The sequence below is a fragment of the Elusimicrobiota bacterium genome (assembly GCA_028718185.1).
Lineage (GTDB): Bacteria > Elusimicrobiota > UBA8919 > UBA8919 > UBA8919 > JAQUMH01.
Genome location: JAQUMH010000017.1, coordinates 18,772 through 36,215, shown reverse-complemented (window position 1 = coordinate 36,215; position 17,444 = coordinate 18,772). Strand labels below are relative to the sequence as shown.

Sequence of the window (17,444 nt, the reverse complement as noted above, 5' to 3'; positions counted from 1 at the left end):
AGGTCAGATTGACCTGTCAACTTATCGGAGGCTATATGTTTGGAATTGATTTCAGTAAAATTGATTGGGTGCAATTGCTCATGGAGTTTGTTTGTGCTAGTTTGTTTCTGCTGGTTGGTTATTTTTACATCATCATGCTGTTTGTTTTATAAGGGGATAAATCATGACATACCGCAAATGTGGGTCAACTTGCCTTTTCTTCCGCTTTATTAAACGTGCAGTTCGTCATCTTAAATGGTCAAGGGTTCAGCCAATGGGTAGAATCTGTTGGAATTCCAATAAGGCTATTATTAAACACTTCGGAACTAATTATTAATCTTAAATACATCATCTATGTATTTAGCCCACTCGGCCTTTGTATATTGATTTATTGAATCTACAGGGCCAGCCCAATGAGTGTAACACCTGGTGCATATCCGATTAATGCGCAGTTCTCGTATATCTCCTTTATCTGTAAATAAAGGCCATTTATAATCAAAAATAGCTATTGCTGGATTTTGGCAACAATTGTAATCAATCTTAATATCATCAGTCATTTTTCAATATTTTCAGCATTTTCTTATACTTCTCTTCTATTTGCTTCAGTTCTTCTACTGTCCATCGTTTTGATACATTGTTATTCTCTAATGCTTCAACTCGTTCTATCCCAATTTTTTCTATCAGTGCGGGGCGATAATTGGCAATATTCCCACTTAATTGTGAGTTGCAGTGAAAATTGCACTGGGAATGCACGTTGTCCTCATTATATCTAAGCTGGTCTGCGGCTTTCCTTGTCCTGAAATGCCCAGCGCAATAAACTATGTTTGAATTAGTAGTTCCGCAGCTTATACAAACCTTTCCATCTCTCGCCCTGATATAAGCATTAAATACTACCTGAACCTTATCCTTCCAGTATTTAAGCGGCTGTGATGCTTCTTTTTGCTCTTTAATTTGTTTCTTAACTATATTCTTTCGCTTTGTTTCTTCTTTTGCCATCTTTCTGGCACCAAATACAATGGCGCACTTATATGAGCATACTTGCTGGAGTGGACGATCTGGGATGAATTGTTTTTTACAATTTGCGCATTTCTTGCTTTTTACCACTTTTAATTGGGGCATCTAATACACCTCCAGTTATAATTCTGCGTCTTAATGTTGTATATTTAATTGACAAATGTTTTGAAAGTTGAGCTATTGTATATTCAGTATCATTGAATATAACAACATGATTAAATGATGTATTGTTAGATTGTTGAATATATGTTGCCCATCTACAATTTTCTTTTGAATAATTACCATCATAATCAATTCTATCTAATGTTTTTCCATTAGGCCTTTCCCCCATATCTTCATAAAAATTCTCAAATAAATGCCATCTATCACAAACAGTTATTCCTCTTCCTCCATACCTGTTATAGGCAATATGTTTAGAGCTGCTTGTTCGATACATCATTGCACACCATGATTTATAAGCTCCAGTATGTGACATACCATGCTTTTTTCTACCACAACTTCCACAACCAGAACTTGTCCCGCTTTTCAGCGATGATGCGGCAACATCTTTTTCTTTTCCGCATTCACATCTGCATGTCCACATTGATATTTTTTTTATTGGTTTTGCTTCAGATATTACATTCCATATTCCAAATGTCATCCCAAGCAAATTTGCTTTTTTTGAGAAAATTCCCATGATGTGTCCTTATCTAACATTGAGTGAGTTTATCGGCAATCAAGTGAGATAAGCACTTTCATCTTGCGCGCTCTCCAGCGACCGATATTTATATAATATCACACTTTTTTATCTTCAAACTTGTCGCACCCCTTAGTGTTTCCGTTTAAAAACCTGAATGCTGCCCATTTTGAGTGATCTACTGAACAGTTCTTGTAATTAAAATTAGCCATCTGGATGTCACCACGCTCACTTCCAGTTGTGGATATAATCTTCCAGTGTTTACAGTTTTGGCAGGTCATAAGTTCATTAGGTGTGTTTATCAGGATATACACCTTTTTAGGTATATATCATACGTTAGACGACCACCGCCGCAAACACTGCGCGGTAGCCGTTATTCTTTGCCTCTGCTATCTCGTCATCGCTCGGCCAGCCCAGTGCAATCTGCCAAGCGTGGGACTCATTCGCAAAGTCGCTATCAAGCAAAATATCGCCGTTCGGCTTGATTATCGCCCATGCCTGCGTAATCTTTCGGTCTTTCCATTCAGTCATCGTCTAACCCTGCGTTCAAGGCGCGACCGCCTTCGGCGTCGGCCTTAACTTGATTGTTAGAACGCCTGCGTATAGCTTCTGCACAATATGCAGCACGTTCTGGACATTCAGGTTCTTTTGTTTGCAAATCGCAAATCCGAGCGCAAGATTCACGTTCCAAGGATGCAGATTTTTCCCAACATGCCCACAGTAAATCACCTACCGTTTTATGCACCGCATGTTTTGCCCACGCTTCATATTCTTTTCGTGTTGTCATGTACCGTTCCATTGTAAAATGCGTTCTAACCCGTCGTTCAAGGCGCGACCGCCTCCGGCATCGGCCTTAACTCATACGTTAGCCCCTACCATCTGATTCTTCGGTAAAATGTTTTCCGTCATGCCAATAAACATTAATAGTTACTCTTGCTCTCATGTTTCTTGCAATCCACTCTACAAAATATGAAATTAAATTTTCAATACTTGGTGGTCGTACATAAAGTTTTGACATTCAGTTATCTCCTTTATTCTGCTTGGCTAACCCGGCGGTCAAGAGGGACTGCCGCAGAAGCGCGTCAGCCCCTTATCTTTACGTTGTGCGTCAAAATCCGCCATGTTGCCGCGCCTCAATTTGAACGTTATACATTCTTACTTTCTGCCCTAGCATTAGCACCTAAACTCTGCCATACGCTTACTTTAGCCTGTGCAGCAATCAACAACCACCTAAGATGCTCCTCCTGCTCCACGGCTTCCTTTAATCCAGCCAAGAGAGTGTCATATTCATCGTCTGCATAGGCATCGCGTTCTTGGGCTGCTGTAGCCGTTACGCCTTGTTTCTGGTACTTGACCATTAACTTAGCCTTTAAAGCCTTCCTATATTCCTCTAGGTAGATTCTATTGGCTTTGGCTTGAGCGTACTTGCCTGCATTATCACGCAGGTAGTCTAAAACTCGGTAAATGTCTATTTCAGTATCCATGCTTGTAAGTTTACTTTAAACAAGGTTAGTTAGCAAGTAGTTTCTGGTGTTTTAATAATCGCCCATTCCTCTTCCAGTTTGCTTTTTTGGTTGATCTCTCCAATCACCTACAAAGTCTTTAAATCTAGAATACTCTCCTTGGAAGGTTAATCTAACCGCGCCTGTTTCACCCATACGCTGTTTTGAAATAATAGCCTCAGCAGTTCCTTTGTTTGGAGAATCTTTGTTGTAATACTCATCTCGATACATCATCACAATTAAATCTGCATCTTGCTCAATAGCGCCTGAATCCCTCAAGTCGCTCATCATCGGGCGCTTGTCTGCTCTTTCTTCAACCTTTCTGGATAGTTGGGAAAGGCAAATTACGGGACAATCCAAATCTTTAGCCATCATCTTTAACTTTCGTGTGATTGTGGAAAGTTCGTTATTGCGGGTATCTCCGCCTTCGGTCATGAGTTGCAAGTAGTCAATAACCACAAGACTTAATCCATGCTGGCGTTTTATCTTCTTGGCTCGCAAGTGCATTTGAGAAGCTGTCATCATTGGGTTAGGGTCTATGAAAAATGGGGCATCGAAGAATTTATTGGTCACATTAGTTAACTTCTCCCAGTCATCATCCTGAATCTTTGCGCTCCGCATTGTGTTTAAGCTGATTTTTCCTACGCTTGCCATTGCCCGTGTTGCCAATTGCTCGTCTGACATTTCAAGGCTAAACATTAAAACGGGCAGATTTTGGGTTACAGCTACGTTTTCAGCGATATTCGTAGCAAATGCAGTTTTACCCATAGAAGGCCGTCCAGCGATGATAATTAAATCTCCTTTCTGCAATCCTCCTGTTTTAGCATCAAAACCGTTTAGAAGCGTTTTGAGGCCGTGAATATCTCCTCCATTGGTGAATCTATTGTCTAGAGTTGTTAAAGCCTTCTGTGATGCTTCACGCAAGCTCACAACGGTATCCTTCTTGTCGTCTGCCAGTGAAGTTAGAATATCTATTGCATTTTTTACCTTTTCGCTAAAATTACCGCTTGATTCTTGCAGTTCTGCAATTACGGATTGAAAGTCTCTCTCTTTGCGGTTTTTTCTAACTATGTCAGCATATAAGATTACGTTCTTTGTCGAGTTTACTGATGTTGCCAAACTTCCAAGATAAGGCAATCCTCCAATTAGAGCTAATTTCCCCGTGCTTTCGATTGACTCAGCGATTGTTAGAACGTCAATTGAGCCAGCGGTATCAGCCATGCGCTTAATATGTCTGAATATCAACTGATGCTCAGGATTGCAAAAATCCTTTTCTTCAATGCTTTCCTGAATTCTATCCCAGACGTTTACATCTATCAGCAAAGCCCCTAATACACTTTGTTCCGCTTCAAGGTTTACGGTTGTCATATTTTCCCTCTATAACTTTTACAAAGTTTGAGCTGTTTACCAGCCATTCAAAATCAGCCTGCCATCCGCTTGGAGTTTTCCCCATTAAAAAATCGCTTGTCCTAACATAATTAAAAAACCGATTCCAGAATTCTAAATCTTGACGCTTTTCGTCTTCCCGCCACCTAGCCTTTAAAGAGGATTTCCGCTTTTCAGTTAAAACTTTTACTTGCGGCATCTCTGGGAGTATTTCGTGATAAGCAGAAATAATCTGCTCATGAGGACAATCTTTCGTTGCGTCAGCAACAAGAGCTTTTCTATTGGTTAATGGTTCTTGGTTAGTTGTTAGTGGTTCATGGTTAGTGTTTGCTATTAGCCCCTGATTAGGGGGGGTAATAGGGGGGCTATTGTCACCCTTACCCCACCTTATAGCGGCCCCTTTCTTTCCAGAGTTAATAAACCCTTGATAAACAGAAATTTCTTTATCTGCGCGTTTATTTATCCACCCATCTTCTGTGCGTGTAAAAAACTCTTGCAATACCTGCTCAACTTCCTTTGTGTTGTCTGGAAGTATAATTAATCTGGCTGCTTGTGAAGGGTTTAATGATATTGGTTTCTCATGCAGATAATACCAATCTAGTAACCGCCTATATGCCAAATCTTCCATAGGGGTTAAATGGCTGGTATGCGACTTATAATCGCCTATGTTAAATTGAAAATAGTGCATATCAGCCAATCGCCTTCTTGACTGATTTGCACCATGCCAAGATAGCTAGGCGTTTGTTTTTTGCGTGAGGTATTGCTTTAGATATTGCGTATGCTTGAGCGAAACGAGGGCTTAACATTTAATGGATTCTCCTGTCGGCTGGCCTCTATTCCGGTGAGAGTCCGGAGCTGGGGCAACCATTGCGGTCTAAAAACGGGACAGAATAAAAGCCATGCGGCAAGAGAATCCATCCCAGCTATTTCTCCTGATTCTCACGTCAGGGCAATTGCTTGCAAGTGCAACTATAACAAACTTATCTAAACTTAGCAATAAAAAAACCCCGATTAAGGGGCTGTAAATTGGTCAGTTACCCAACCTTCAAAACATCAACAAGGAACTACCCTAACATACTTGCAAGGTAGTTTATTCTTGATGCTTGTGGAGCGTAAAAGCCGATTCAGACTACGCTAAAGCGCATCGGCCTGCTGTATTAACTATCGGAGACAGTTAAACGCTTCAGATAGGCAAGCTCTACCCTATCTGCAATTGATCGTGTTAGTTTATCCGGCCATTGGTAAATCGCTTGGACACTAATCCCTAGTGCCTCAGCAAGTTTACGGGTTGATCCGAATTTTTCGATTGCTTCTTTCTTATCCATGAAAAGATTATAGCATTATTTAAAATAGAATGAAATAAATCTTGATTTAAAGGATTAGTTATCCTATAATGAGTTACCTTGATTAACTTAATTGGAGACTGAAATGCCAAACTTTACTAACTCAGAACGAATCGCATTCAATGAAGATTTAGACAGATACATGGCTAAAGAAGTCGAATCTGAAAAACGATACGACTGGATAGAAGATCGTAAAAATGAATTGCTGGCTGCGGAATACAATCCTTTCTTGCCAGAGAATGTACAAGAGGCTATTGCTGAGATGGTGACACATCAAGCAATTATGCTTGGTTCTTATATTCAGTCTGCTGAAAATCTGCCAAATAATAACTCAGCACAGGTTAATGCTTCTGAATATATCCGTAAGGTTATTAAAGATTATTGGGAGGATTTAGCGCAAAAAGTAGCTGAGGACGACTATGACAGGAGAGATGCACTGTGAGAGACGATAATTCAATGTGGCAGCAACAGCAACTTGAGCAACAGGAATTTCTCGAGAATAAACTTGAATCGTTGTTAGCCATGTCAGATGAAGAATTTTTTGCATTACTTGAATCAGTAGATAAGGAGAAACAAAATGTCGGTGCATAAAAAGCTAATGGAAGCACGTATCAAATTACAGGATACGAAGCTTACAAAGTCAGGTCATAACAAATTTGCTTGATTGTAGTTATATTCTATAGTAATATCAAAATACTTATAACGGGTATTGATATTATGAAACATACTGGAATATATGAAATAACGAACTTAGTTACTGGGAAAGTCTATATTGGAAGCGCCGTCAATTTTGTAAAAAGAAAAAGGTGTCACATAAGTACTTTGCAAAGTGGAACTCATAGAAATGACAAATTGCAAAAATCTTTCAATAAGCACGGTATTGATTGTTTTGAGTTTAAGTTAATTGTGATCTGCTCGGAAAAAGACTTGCTGATGTATGAGCAGTTGATTATTGATTATAAGAATAGCGTTAAAAATGGTTACAACATATTACCAACTGCTGGTAATTGGTATGGTAGAAAGCACTCAGAGGAAACAAAAGCAAAGATGAAGGCAGCATGGGATGCTCGTAGGTTGAAGCCAAAAAAACCAGTTACAGAAGAAACAAAAAAGAAAATATCTCAATCAAAAATTGGGAAAAAAAGAAAACCATTTACCGAGGAAGCAAAAAAGAATATGTCTATCTCCAGAATTGGTAATAAAAATAGACTTGGAATACCACACACAAACGAAACAAAAGAAAAAATGAGGGCTACAAGAATGTTAAAAAAGGAGAGTAAAAATGTCTGTTCATAAGAAGTTGATGGATGCAAGAATTAAATTACAAAATATGCCTCTTAAAAAGAGTGGGGTTAACAAATTCAGCAATTATGATTATTTTGAATTGGGAGACTTCCTGCCGCAGACTCAGCAGATTTTCGCTGAAGTTGGATTGTGTGGGACTGTTTCCTTTTCAGCAGAAAAAGCAACGCTTTGTGTTACAGATGGAGATTCTGGCTATATTACTTTTGAATGCCCAATGGCAACAGCGGCTCTTAAAGGTTGCCATGACGTGCAGAACCTTGGCGCTTCCATGACGTACATCAGGCGTTACTTATGGGTGAATGCTTTGGAAATTGTAGAACACGATTCTTTGGATGCAACAACAGGAAGTGAGAACAAAGGCAAAGGAGTTCATAAGCCTACTGCTAATGAATTATTCCAGCCAGATGAAGAAGAACTGAAATACTTGAATGAAATTGTGGAAGGAGTGAAATGGCTTAAAGATGATTACGCAGCAGCCGCCGATTTACTGGCAGGCCATAACCTAGATGCAGATGAAAAGACGTGGATTTGGGACAAGCTAGACAGCAAAGTACGATCAGGGATTAAAAAATACAATCAGGAACTTAAAGAAAAGGAAGGTAAATAATATGGCATTCGAACAGCGTGATAACTCAGGCGTACTTTTCAAAAACGACAAAAAAGGCAATGAAAAAGCTCCAGACTACACTGGAAGCGGCATGGTTGACGGATTCGAGTACAAGTTTGCAGCTTGGATTAAAGAAGGGAAGAAGGGTAAATTCATGTCAGTAAACTTCCAGCGCAAGGATGAGGTTGCTGAATCAAAAAAGCCGCAGACGACTGCGACCACTACATCGAGTCTAGATTCTTTTGAATCAGACATACCTTTTAATTAAGCCCCTTCTAAGTTATAATATCACTCGGGGCGTACATAAATAGGGTGACGAATATGACTACAAAAACTTGTTTTAAATGCTTAAAAACTCTTCCATTAGATATGTTTTATAAACATCCTGAAATGAAAGATGGGAGAGTTAATAAGTGTAAAGAGTGTAATAAAAAAGATGTTAGAGAAAACAGGACTCTGAAACTTGATTATTACAGAGAATATGACAAAGCACGTGCATTTAATCCAAACAGAGTTTTAGCACGTGACGAATATGCAAAAACTGATGCTGGGAAACTTGCTTTTAATAGAGCAAAACACAAATGGAATGATAATAATGTTATTAAGCGACATGCATCAAATTTAGTAAATAACGCAGTTAGAGATGGTAAGTTAATTAAATCATCTAAATGCGAATGTTGTGATAATACACATAGGCTTCATGGTCATCATGACGATTATGCTTATCCTTTAAATGTTAGATGGCTTTGCTCTAAATGTCATTGTGCATGGCACAAACTTAATGGGTCTGCAAAAAATGGAATATAAAGGAGATTAAGAATGGAGCGTAACCGATCTGCTGGCGGCCATGTCCCGTCAATCACTGAAATAAAACGTGCTAGGGGTGCTCTATCTCAACGTATAGCGGCTTCTGTAGTCTATACCAATGAGCGTACATGGAGGACTTACGAATTAGGCAAGTCCAGGATGCACCCGTCAATGTGGGAATTATTCTTGATAAAGGTTGACAAGGTTTAATTACCCTGATAGAATACTTACACATTAGGGGGTGATATGGAAATCTTAATCGGTGCAATATTGGCAGCTTTTATTCTCTTTGCGGCCTGCATCATATGGTGGAAGGCGTATCCAAAAGAGATGAAAGACTTGGAGTGTTCGAGATGTTTTTGCAATGAGACTTGCTCGAAATTGAGGGAAGAAAAGAAACCATCTGGACGTAAACATTTCGTGGAGGATTAAATGAACACAGAACGACCACAGGAAAATGGAGACTTAGCATGCCCCTAGAATTTTACATAGTAGTAATGATGAAACGAGGGGAGGTTTTATATCCTTTGTCTGGATTACACCTACGCCGAGAGGACGCAGTGCAAGCGCTAGAGAAAATAACCAAGCCATATTCAAGCTGCAACCTTGGAATTGTTAAAGTAGCCCTGCCGTATGAGATTGAAATGGAGGATTAACATGACCGACAATAAAGACGCAGCACTGGAACTGGCGAAGGGGTAAATAAATGTTAAACGGAAAACCATACGAGAGTTACAGTGAATATTTTAATTGGAAGGGAATGCGATATAGATGTAATTGTGTTACAGATAAAGCATATCCTTATTATGGCGGGCGAGGAATCACTGTGTCCGATGAATGGAATTCTTCATTTGAGGCTTTTATAAAAGACATGGGATTTAAGCCATCTAAAAATCATTCTCTTGACCGGATTGATAATGACAAAGGGTATTCAAAAGAAAATTGCAGATGGGCAACAAAAACACAGCAAGTTATAAATACAAGGATACAAAAAACTAATAAATCAGGGATAAAGGGTGTTTTTTACAGAAACAGGGATTTGAGATGGATTGCATCTATAGATTTTAAAAATGAAAAAATACATCTAGGCAGCTACAGGACATTATTTGATGCTGCTTGTGCAAGGAAATCGGCGATTGATGGGCATAAGCTTATAGGGAAAAAGTTGCAACATAGAACAAGGTGGTATACCTCCCATGACTGGTCTGACTGGATTGATATTCCCACTGTGAAGGAAGAAAAATAGGCATATAACGTATGAGTTAAGGGGCTGTACGCCCGATGAACTATGAACGGAGCGATGAAGATGGAACAGTCACAAACTGAAAACGACGACGCTGGCGGGCAGTCCCGCTTGACCGTAAGGTTAGAGCGCCTCGGCAAGAAAGCATGGACGCGCAGCATGAGTGAAGAAGTGATTTCCGTGCTTTGGATAATCGCTGCCATTCTCAGCTTCGGTTTCCATTTTAACACGATGGGATGGGTTTGCGCCATCAAAGCGTTGATGGACACATTGACTGCGATCTGGTTTGCGTTGCGTGAGGCCATAGATAATAAGCGCCCAACGTGTAGTTGAGGGGCTGCACTTCTCAGCAGTCCGCTCGAACGTAGGGTTATTCCGTACTTGACTTGTGACATGTCACATGCTATAATGGCCATGTAACTTAACAAAGGAACAGATCATGAAGCACAAGAAAATTGAGCATTGGGACGATGAACGGTCAATCGGCAACAGCCTGATTGTGACACTGGTAAAGGGGTGGCGGTTTGAAGAACGCGGAGAGCATGTGCGGGGATTTGATACAAAGCGCGAAGCAATGGCCGAAGTGCGCGGAGCGAAACTGTGTGACTGCGAGCAGTGCAAATGACGGCAGCGCCAGCGGCACAGCGCAAGGCCGAAGAACGTGAACGCAAGCGCGAAGCTGGATTAGTGCTGGTGCAAGAGTGGGTACATCGGGATGACGCCGATCGGCTGCGGAAGTACGCGGCCAAGCTACGCAAAGTGAGGGCGCACAGTGAGGCATAACGATAAATTAAGGGGCTGCACCATAGAGAAAGGATAACAGAGAAATGAACGACCAGACTGAATTGAATAATGAAAGCCGCGCAGAAGGGCAGTCCCGCTTGAATGATGTGTTGGGCACTAAAGTTGATAGATACCTGCTACTTTCTTGTCTATTTTTAAAACAAGAAAACGAAAGGAAATTAATTTTCTATGCAATTGCAAAAAATATGATGCATAAGCGAGGAAGAAAAGCGCGGACACAGATTCGGGCCATACCGTCAAAAGCGCTGATACGACATCTTTCAAAGAGGGTGCCCAACGTGAAATTAAGCGGCTCCGATAGGAGTCCGCCTTGAATGGAGGGTTATGCGCCGGTTTTAACAAGGAATGGAACGATGAAAGAAGAATTCAAGTTTTACCCAAGAGGTCTGGCAGGCGGAAGAAATTTTTACTCTAGACCTCCGTGCGAATTTAAAGGATGCGGAAAGCCATCAGACTTTATTGCCGAAGGAACGAAGGGAAGCGTTCTGTACTCGTGCTGCGAAAAACCGCATTCTGGGCTGTCCCGCTCGAATGCAGGGTTAGGCTCTGCTGGCAACGAAGAAAGGACAAAAACATGATTCGCAAGACCGACAAGTTTTTGAAACGCCGCGCAAGGGTTTGGGAACGCGGATGGGCCAACAGTGACAAGGTGACTGAGATATATCGGCGCGAGACGTGGTGGCTGTTGTGGCTTATCCCGCTGTATTCGCGCGACACGGTGATCGACAAGGCGCGCTGATGACAAAGAGGCATAACGTGGAGCTAACCGGGCGCGCTGCGCCTGACCGATAAATAACACATCACGCTGGCCGCGCTCCGGTTGAGCGTAGGGTTAGAGGGCTGAACCATGAGTAATTTTATATGCGAGAAATGCGGGAAACAGTGTATAGATAGCCCTCTCGGTTACATCACTGGCTGCGAACATTACCCGCCAGATATGCAGCGACTCCCCCCGGAAATGGAAAAGATATTATATGACAACTTGTGGGAATTATACGAAAGCGATGATAAGCCCTCTAACGTCAAGGTAAGGGACTGACGCGCTTTTGCGGCAGTCCCGCTTGACCGCCGGGTTGGGCAGCATATGAAAGGGAGAAACATGGAACCGACGGATAAACAACTGACCGATTTATGGTTTTTGATTGATGACTACACCGGCGAAACAACGGTTGGCGAACGGATGCGCATGGCGTGGGATTTTGTGGCGCACGAAACCGGAAGTACCAAGCTGATTGAAATTTCGGATGCGGCGCATAATTTGTGCCGTGTGAAGGGGCGCCACAACAGCGAGATTGCAATGCGGAGGTTGATGCTGGCATGTGGATTTGAAGTGCCCAACGTAAAAATTGAGCAGCTGCCCAACACGAAAGGATGAATGGAATGCTAAACGATATGCCAGAAGGACAAACACAATACGACAAAGAAGATGCTTCAGGGCAGTCGGCCTCGAATGTAGGGTTGGACATACACGATCTTTTAATGTCGTGCGGTGCTGCAAAACTAACTATCCTCGGACTACAAGATATTTACGCTGTACGCACTGAACAAATGCAGCAGATTATCGAGAAAATAAAATCGCATTACGGTGTGTCCAACGCCAACATAACCGGCTGAGTGTAACGAAGTCCGTGTTGATGTAACTGTTAGGCAATAATGGAGAAGAATGTGGAAACGATTGTTAGCTGTATTTTGGTGTTCATATGGTTGTCTATCGGATTTGGCACGAAAGCTGTGTTTAAAGCTGCGAATCATCCTGTATGGGATGTTCCACCGCTGCCGATTATATGGCCAATTTTTTTGCTCATAGCTGCATATGCGCCAAATTGGTTTGATGATGCTGCCTAACGTATGATATGCACCTTAATCGGTGTATATCCTAATAAACACACCTAATGGAGTAAATGATGAAATGGCATAAAGACAAGCAACCAAAAGAATCTGGCTGGTATATAAGGGATTATCGTGGCGTAGATTGCGGGAAAGATGCACCACCATTCAGTGTAGACGAATTTGTTACAAATGAAGACGGTTCATTTTGGTATGTGTGCGAATTAGATATGAATATAGGAATTTACAACATGAATGATGCCCGCTTCGATAACTTACCATGGGCTAAGATAAAGGACTACAAATGAGCTTTGCAAAAGACTGCCGTGAACGGTTAATCATGATGAAAGAAGGTGGTGTTAAAACATTCACCTGTTACGACTTGCTTTCAAAACATGCTACAAATCGTGAGCTGAGAGCGATACATTCTTACATCAGTGACCGTTGTGAAAATGGTGAACTCGCTCCTATAATGGAGCATGGTCAGCCTAAAAAGATTCGGCCATCGTTTGTACCTGAGTGGATACAGTCTAAAACAATGGTAAGGGTATATGAGTTTAAGACATTCGGAGAAAAGGTCAGGCACAATCAAAAACCATCAGAGCCAATTACCTTATCGAAGGCAGCAAAGAAAGTAGCAGTGAGTAAGTTTCAGGATGCATGGCAAGGTGTGTGGCCTGAGTTATTTAAGAATCCACATAAAGGGAAGCTTAAAATATCAGCATATCAAAAGGGGGTTTAAATGGAAGACTATACTTGCGAAGGGTGCGCTTGTGAGCAGGATAATGAAATGGTGAAGCAGAAGGTGAAGCTTGCACTGTTTATATTCGGTATGGCTGCTGCTCTTGGGGGTATCTGTGGGACATTGAGTGTATTGATGTTTATGATGGTGACACGATGAATGATTACTCAGAGATTACCTGTGATTTAAATAAGCGAGTTACTATTCTGATTAATACGCTTGAGCGCAAGGCTTATGCAGAAGCGTTAAACATGACTCTAAAGATTATGGGTGATTTGCTTAAATTGAGTGTGTGGATTACTCATAAGCCTACTTAGTGCATGATTTTTTACATGACCTGTAAGTCGTAATCAAGCTAGTGTACGCTCTGGTTGTGGATCCAAAACTTGAATCCTCTGGAGGATATATCTCAGGGCATTCTACAGTTGAAAATGCCACTGATGGGCATGTAGGAACATCTACTGATACTTTGCCGTATTCATATCCACCCAAGAAGAAAGCTATTACTACGATAGTTTCGATCATTTGAATAGCTCCAAGATAGATTGATAGACTTCGGGAGTGTGTTTGCAGTCTTGGTACACTGGATCGTGGTAGGTATGTTCTACCACCTTATTGTAAATAGTGGTGTTCTTAATTTGAATCTTGGCTATTTCAGCAGCCGCAGATTCTTGAGCTTTGATAGCTAGTTTAAGCATCTTAGCGTCTTGGCTTTCTTCATACCATCCACGAACGAACCAGCCAGCAGACAGCAATCCGATGACAAGACATATCCCGGCTATTAAGCGTGTACTCATTTATCCTCCAGCGCTTGAGTAGTTAACACCCTTAGAAACGCATTACCGACCGCTAGAGCGATTGTAATGTAAGCATATACATTACCTGCTACATAGGGCTGAAGTACATTAAAAACACCCTCAAATGCTGCTAGTGAGGCAACGATAGCATTGAACCACATTGTTTTAGATTTAAGTGCACCCTGTACCATATAAGCTCCTACGGGATAAATGTTCTTGTGCCTGACTTCGGCTGTCTAGTGGTTAAATGACACCATCCGTGGGTATAGTCTGGATGCTCGCGATACAGGTCATATTTGACCAATATTGCACGGGTTATCCAGTTGTCTAAACCTTCATCAGGGTCATATACGTCTACTGCCTTAGCCTCTTTGTGAGACGAGTTAGTAGCCCCTTGAGTGCAGGTAGGAAGCCTAAATCCCCCCTCAGTTGCACCCGATATTTGGCTGCCTGTAAATCTGTTGATTAGCACAGGCTTCCCAGTGGCTTCGGTGTACTCGTCTAGCAGTGCATTCACACGGGTTAGTAAGTCCATCGCATACCCCGCTTGCTCTGCTGAGTGAGTCCGGGTGATGAAGTATTGCTCTAGAGTTATCACTGGTCAGCCTTTTAAAAAGTGCTACGCTTCTTTGTTCAAAACTTATTTCACTGAGATGAGTCCGTGAGATACCATCCACACAAATACCCCTACTACGATTGCCCCTACCATCCATTTAAACTTCCCCACTACTGTTTCGCCCACATCTTTGTAGATGTCATCTTTTGCCTTTTTGATTGCTTTCTCAGCAGCTCTCTCGGCTATTTCTTCTATCTGGTCATCAGTTAGTTCATGCTTGTCGTACCTTGGACAACCCATAAAATCATTCTCCAGTTTGTCACTTACTCGTCTCCGGTATCCGTCGTACAACTCTTCCATCATCATCCCCTTTAATTAACCACAATGATTCTTATCAGCTGGATTTAGGAAGTGATTGCATAAGAAGTAAGCAATATCACCTCTCCATCCTGTGTCATTCCTGATTAGGTTCTTCAATCTGGCTGTTAGCAAGTATTCATCAGGATAACGTGGAACCTGCAAGAAGATAACAGACATGATGATGTTTAATCCCGCATCACGAATCAGGCCAATGAATAGGATGACGTAGAAGAAAGGCTTATTCGCCCAAGTAAATCCGCCAGCATCGCGAATCTCTCTGACCTTCATAATCGCAAGGAAGTAAACTAGCGTGATGAACATCCACTTAACTGTGAGGAATACATAGTCAAGACTAAGCTGAGAAATCAATTCGGCGATGGTTTTCATACAATGGCATCCTTTTGAGTACGGAGTGCGACGATTTGAGTGTCCAAGTCTTTTACTTTCTTGTAGCCGATATTGGCTGCGTATAGTTGAGGTTCGGTTAAACCTAATGCCTGAGCCTGTTGAACCGAGATAAGAAGCATAGCCTCGCGGACAAAGCGGTTCATGTGGGTAGCTGACTCTAGTGCATCAATCTGAGCTTGAATTGCGTCTCTTTGCTGCTGTGCTGTAGGTGCTGGCGGAGTAAGCATTACATCCGCTTCTGCCTTTGTAATTACAGTGTATGGCTGCTTGATATACTCAGCAGGGTCTATCCCATCATCAAGGACGTGGACTTGGTTATTTACGTTGAAGTATTGGGTCATGTTTTATCCTTAACGAAGTTCATACCAAGTATTTATTATAGGGGTGTTTGTGCTAGGCATCAAATAAGGAACACCAGGAGGAACAACTACATATGCCCATATGCCATTATTAAGTAGTGGTACTACTACAAAGCCACCTACAGAAAATGTTAACCCAAACGCAGCTGTGGATGTTGCTATTACATATATAGGCTTCCCTGTTGTATTATAGTACGTTGTTCCTACTACTCTACTACCAGTAACATTCTGCCAAGTCTGCCCATACCCCAGCGAACTCATCGCTGTTACAGCATTACCACCAGCACCTTGTACCAATGTTGGGTTACCCCAAGCACCGGCAGTGTTTACTACATCAACTACGCCTACAATTTTGTAAGCGACACCTGTTCTAGCAGTAGTTGAGTAAAATACGTTGTTAGCAGTTGCAGCAGCAGAGATCGCCGTGGTGTTGATTGTTCCAGTTTCGCTTAGGTCATTACCACCAGCAATATTGATACAGGCAAGTTCAACTGTTCCAGCGTTATCAATCGCTACTAAAACTATACGAGCCTGAACCGTAGTCACCGCACCCAACGTACCGCCAGAGGGAAGGACTAAAGATAATGCGGAGAACGACCGACTTACTGGAACGCCAGTAGTTAGAGTTGTTTGTCTAAATTGTATTGACCCAGCATCAAGACCAAACGTTAGCGCTCCTGATGCCTGTGTACAAGTAGTGCTGAATATTCCACCAACTCCAGTTCCAGCCGCTCCAGTAGACCCAGTTGGCCCTTGGGGGCCAGGAATAGGCATAGCCTCTTCACCATCAACACCATCCAAAGCAATACCCGGTATACCTTGTGGCCCTATCAATCCTTGTGGGCCTGTTGCTCCTGTTGCTCCTGGTATATGGAAACTGTCTTCTCCATTATCACCATCAAGTCCTGGCATACCAATATTACCAGGTACACCATTCGCACCATTGGCACCAGTAGCTCCAGTCGGGCCAACTCCCTTTATAGCTCCGGATGAATCCATGACATACCAGCCTTTAGAATCTGTATATCCTAAAGTGTCACTGACTTGCAAGATTGCATCTACTAATTGATAAGATGTCCCGTTGTCATTTAGATAGACTAATACAGTCTTGACTGCTGTATCTAAGTTATGGATTGTTATTCCATTAACCTTACGCTGTGTCGATGCAGCAGGAGCCGCAAGTATATCAACAAGTGTCGTTCCATTCGTATTTGACGGAGTGACACCTGGATAAAATGTAGTTGATGTATTATCTATCCAATCAACAACGACAGGCATATTTGCCGTTGTTAATGTGGTATTTAACGCAACTTGCAGCTTTCGGGTTGTTGTATCTAATATCATTTTATATCAGGCCAATTTCGCCCTCACCTTGAATCGACAATGATGTACCTGCACTAGCACCGCCAACCAAGAAGTCAGCAGCATCAAAACGCATAATTCCATACCAATCATAAGACGAGTTTGCAGCAACTGATTGACCTATGCCAATTACCTCAGTACCAGCAGCATTACCACCTGTCGCACCTTTCCAGAGAGAAAATGTAACAGCGCCAGCAGTTTTATTTACTATGCGAATATGTCGCAAAATAATATAAGGTTGAGTAGCTGTGAAACCTACAGGGCCAGCCAATGACGTAATATTCGAATTAAGGATATTGGTTGTCAGGGTAGCAGTTAAGGCCACTGGGCCGAAGTTGAACAGTTTATTTGAAGCCATGATGATTCT

29 protein-coding genes are annotated in these 17,444 nt (G+C 41.9%); 15 read left to right on the top strand and 14 right to left on the bottom strand.

What is annotated here, in order from left to right:
- Nucleotides 1-528 precede the first annotated feature (528 nt).
- From PHE88_11860 to PHE88_11830, 7 genes are all read right to left on the bottom strand, one after another.
- Entirely contained in the window at nt 529-1,098 is a 570-nt protein-coding gene (locus PHE88_11860; GenBank protein MDD5688513.1) for a recombination protein NinG, read from the bottom strand.
- Nucleotides 1,052-1,669 (bottom strand): hypothetical protein, encoded by a 618-nt coding sequence (locus tag PHE88_11855; GenBank protein ID MDD5688512.1) that lies wholly within the window; start codon nt 1,667-1,669, stop codon nt 1,052-1,054. Before PHE88_11855 ends, PHE88_11860 begins: the two co-directional genes overlap by 47 nt.
- A gap of 336 nt (nt 1,670-2,005) precedes the next feature.
- Nucleotides 2,006-2,200 carry a hypothetical protein gene (locus PHE88_11850; protein MDD5688511.1) on the bottom strand — a complete coding sequence of 65 codons (195 nt, stop codon included), beginning with the start codon at nt 2,198-2,200 and terminating at the stop codon, nt 2,006-2,008.
- A 334-nt stretch (nt 2,201-2,534) separates the two neighbouring features.
- The gene (locus PHE88_11845) at nt 2,535-2,687 is read right to left on the bottom strand and encodes a hypothetical protein (protein MDD5688510.1); all 153 of its coding nucleotides are present in this window, start codon (nt 2,685-2,687) and stop codon (nt 2,535-2,537) included.
- 127 nt (nt 2,688-2,814) lie between these two features.
- A complete protein-coding gene (locus PHE88_11840; GenBank protein ID MDD5688509.1) occupies nt 2,815-3,153 on the bottom strand; it encodes a hypothetical protein in 339 nt (112 codons plus the stop codon).
- Between the two features lie 51 nt (nt 3,154-3,204).
- Nucleotides 3,205-4,539 (bottom strand): replicative DNA helicase, encoded by a 1,335-nt coding sequence (dnaB, locus tag PHE88_11835; GenBank protein ID MDD5688508.1) that lies wholly within the window; start codon nt 4,537-4,539, stop codon nt 3,205-3,207.
- Entirely contained in the window at nt 4,520-5,245 is a 726-nt protein-coding gene (locus PHE88_11830) for a YdaU family protein (GenBank protein ID MDD5688507.1), read from the bottom strand. The genes dnaB and PHE88_11830 overlap by 20 nt, the downstream gene beginning before the upstream one ends.
- A gap of 740 nt (nt 5,246-5,985) precedes the next feature.
- Between PHE88_11830 and PHE88_11825 the strand changes: the two genes are divergently transcribed.
- The 15 genes from PHE88_11825 to PHE88_11755 all read left to right on the top strand — a co-directional run bounded on the left by PHE88_11825 (nt 5,986) and on the right by PHE88_11755 (nt 13,235).
- Nucleotides 5,986-6,342: a hypothetical protein gene (locus PHE88_11825; GenBank protein MDD5688506.1), complete on the top strand. Its 357-nt coding sequence runs from the start codon at nt 5,986-5,988 to the stop codon at nt 6,340-6,342.
- A complete protein-coding gene (locus tag PHE88_11820) occupies nt 6,339-6,491 on the top strand; it encodes a hypothetical protein (protein ID MDD5688505.1) in 153 nt (50 codons plus the stop codon). The genes PHE88_11825 and PHE88_11820 overlap by 4 nt, the downstream gene beginning before the upstream one ends.
- A 126-nt stretch (nt 6,492-6,617) precedes the next feature.
- Entirely contained in the window at nt 6,618-7,196 is a 579-nt protein-coding gene (locus tag PHE88_11815; GenBank protein ID MDD5688504.1) for an NUMOD3 domain-containing DNA-binding protein, read from the top strand.
- Nucleotides 7,183-7,812: an ERF family protein gene (locus PHE88_11810; protein ID MDD5688503.1), complete on the top strand. Its 630-nt coding sequence runs from the start codon at nt 7,183-7,185 to the stop codon at nt 7,810-7,812. Before PHE88_11815 ends, PHE88_11810 begins: the two co-directional genes overlap by 14 nt.
- A gap of 1 nt (nt 7,813) precedes the next feature.
- On the top strand, nt 7,814-8,080 hold the full coding sequence (locus PHE88_11805; GenBank protein MDD5688502.1) for a hypothetical protein: 267 nt from the start codon (nt 7,814-7,816) through the stop codon (nt 8,078-8,080).
- 53 nt (nt 8,081-8,133) lie between these two features.
- Entirely contained in the window at nt 8,134-8,619 is a 486-nt protein-coding gene (locus tag PHE88_11800) for a hypothetical protein (GenBank protein MDD5688501.1), read from the top strand.
- Nucleotides 8,620-8,631: 12 nt separating this feature from the next.
- Nucleotides 8,632-8,829 carry an XRE family transcriptional regulator gene (locus PHE88_11795; GenBank protein ID MDD5688500.1) on the top strand — a complete coding sequence of 66 codons (198 nt, stop codon included), beginning with the start codon at nt 8,632-8,634 and terminating at the stop codon, nt 8,827-8,829.
- A gap of 496 nt (nt 8,830-9,325) precedes the next feature.
- The gene (locus PHE88_11790; protein ID MDD5688499.1) at nt 9,326-9,865 is read left to right on the top strand and encodes an AP2 domain-containing protein; all 540 of its coding nucleotides are present in this window, start codon (nt 9,326-9,328) and stop codon (nt 9,863-9,865) included.
- Nucleotides 9,866-9,925: 60 nt separating this feature from the next.
- A complete protein-coding gene (locus tag PHE88_11785) occupies nt 9,926-10,195 on the top strand; it encodes a hypothetical protein (GenBank protein ID MDD5688498.1) in 270 nt (89 codons plus the stop codon).
- A gap of 106 nt (nt 10,196-10,301) precedes the next feature.
- Nucleotides 10,302-10,487, top strand: coding sequence for a hypothetical protein (locus PHE88_11780; GenBank protein MDD5688497.1), 186 nt, complete (start codon nt 10,302-10,304; stop codon nt 10,485-10,487).
- A gap of 1,278 nt (nt 10,488-11,765) precedes the next feature.
- Nucleotides 11,766-12,041: a hypothetical protein gene (locus tag PHE88_11775; protein ID MDD5688496.1), complete on the top strand. Its 276-nt coding sequence runs from the start codon at nt 11,766-11,768 to the stop codon at nt 12,039-12,041.
- A gap of 17 nt (nt 12,042-12,058) precedes the next feature.
- The gene (locus PHE88_11770; GenBank protein ID MDD5688495.1) at nt 12,059-12,280 is read left to right on the top strand and encodes a hypothetical protein; all 222 of its coding nucleotides are present in this window, start codon (nt 12,059-12,061) and stop codon (nt 12,278-12,280) included.
- Between the two features lie 51 nt (nt 12,281-12,331).
- Complete coding sequence (locus PHE88_11765) at nt 12,332-12,511, top strand: hypothetical protein (protein MDD5688494.1); 180 nt, start codon at nt 12,332-12,334, stop codon at nt 12,509-12,511.
- Between the two features lie 59 nt (nt 12,512-12,570).
- On the top strand, nt 12,571-12,801 hold the full coding sequence (locus PHE88_11760; protein ID MDD5688493.1) for a hypothetical protein: 231 nt from the start codon (nt 12,571-12,573) through the stop codon (nt 12,799-12,801).
- Complete coding sequence (locus PHE88_11755; GenBank protein ID MDD5688492.1) at nt 12,798-13,235, top strand: hypothetical protein; 438 nt, start codon at nt 12,798-12,800, stop codon at nt 13,233-13,235. The genes PHE88_11760 and PHE88_11755 overlap by 4 nt, the downstream gene beginning before the upstream one ends.
- A 521-nt stretch (nt 13,236-13,756) precedes the next feature.
- Here the strand turns inward: PHE88_11755 and PHE88_11750 are convergent.
- The 7 genes from PHE88_11750 to PHE88_11720 form a co-directional block, all read right to left on the bottom strand.
- On the bottom strand, nt 13,757-14,032 hold the full coding sequence (locus PHE88_11750; protein ID MDD5688491.1) for a hypothetical protein: 276 nt from the start codon (nt 14,030-14,032) through the stop codon (nt 13,757-13,759).
- Nucleotides 14,029-14,223 (bottom strand): hypothetical protein, encoded by a 195-nt coding sequence (locus PHE88_11745; protein ID MDD5688490.1) that lies wholly within the window; start codon nt 14,221-14,223, stop codon nt 14,029-14,031. The genes PHE88_11750 and PHE88_11745 overlap by 4 nt, the downstream gene beginning before the upstream one ends.
- Before the next feature lie 449 nt (nt 14,224-14,672).
- Nucleotides 14,673-14,948 carry a hypothetical protein gene (locus tag PHE88_11740; protein MDD5688489.1) on the bottom strand — a complete coding sequence of 92 codons (276 nt, stop codon included), beginning with the start codon at nt 14,946-14,948 and terminating at the stop codon, nt 14,673-14,675.
- Between the two features lie 15 nt (nt 14,949-14,963).
- Nucleotides 14,964-15,335 (bottom strand): hypothetical protein, encoded by a 372-nt coding sequence (locus PHE88_11735; GenBank protein MDD5688488.1) that lies wholly within the window; start codon nt 15,333-15,335, stop codon nt 14,964-14,966.
- Nucleotides 15,332-15,697: a hypothetical protein gene (locus PHE88_11730; GenBank protein ID MDD5688487.1), complete on the bottom strand. Its 366-nt coding sequence runs from the start codon at nt 15,695-15,697 to the stop codon at nt 15,332-15,334. The genes PHE88_11735 and PHE88_11730 overlap by 4 nt, the downstream gene beginning before the upstream one ends.
- A gap of 9 nt (nt 15,698-15,706) precedes the next feature.
- Nucleotides 15,707-17,059: a hypothetical protein gene (locus PHE88_11725; GenBank protein MDD5688486.1), complete on the bottom strand. Its 1,353-nt coding sequence runs from the start codon at nt 17,057-17,059 to the stop codon at nt 15,707-15,709.
- A gap of 1 nt (nt 17,060) precedes the next feature.
- Nucleotides 17,061-17,435 carry a hypothetical protein gene (locus PHE88_11720; protein MDD5688485.1) on the bottom strand — a complete coding sequence of 125 codons (375 nt, stop codon included), beginning with the start codon at nt 17,433-17,435 and terminating at the stop codon, nt 17,061-17,063.
- Nucleotides 17,436-17,444 lie beyond the last annotated feature (9 nt).